Origin of the sequence: Vibrio sp. T20 (genome assembly GCF_007858795.1) — a bacterium.
Taxonomy (GTDB): Bacteria; Pseudomonadota; Gammaproteobacteria; order Enterobacterales; family Vibrionaceae; genus Vibrio; species Vibrio satsumensis.
This window is the reverse complement of record NZ_VFEB01000213.1, coordinates 1-359: the sequence shown is the minus strand read 5'-3', so window position 1 is coordinate 359 and position 359 is coordinate 1. Positions and strand designations below refer to the sequence as shown.

Sequence of the window (359 nt, the reverse complement as noted above, 5' to 3'; positions counted from 1 at the left end):
ACCTAAGCCGCTCGTGTTTGTTATGCCAACCATTGATGCAAGCTTGTCCGTTAGGAGTAATGGGACAACAGAGCTTCCTTCTACAGCGTCTGTAATCAATACAACTTGGCAATCTGCGACAATAGTCCAGGAAATAGCACCGAATGCTAAGAAAAAGACAAACAACATTGCATATCTAGATGCTCCTATGAGTGGGCAAGGGAATCCTTTAAAAAGTAGTAATTATATTGATTATTTTGTTATCGAAGAAGGCGTTATCTCTTTAAATAATGGTGAAAGTCAAATTGTTGCTGGTCTTGTAGATACAAACACCGCCGCGTCTCAAACTTCTGGAGAAAGAAACAATGCAGATATTATTC

General features: G+C 39.3%; 1 protein-coding gene. It reads left to right on the top strand.

Going from position 1 to position 359, the window contains the following annotated elements:
• On the top strand, positions 1–359 hold a 359-nt coding region (locus FTW16_RS21450), incomplete at both ends, for a hypothetical protein (protein ID WP_146492388.1).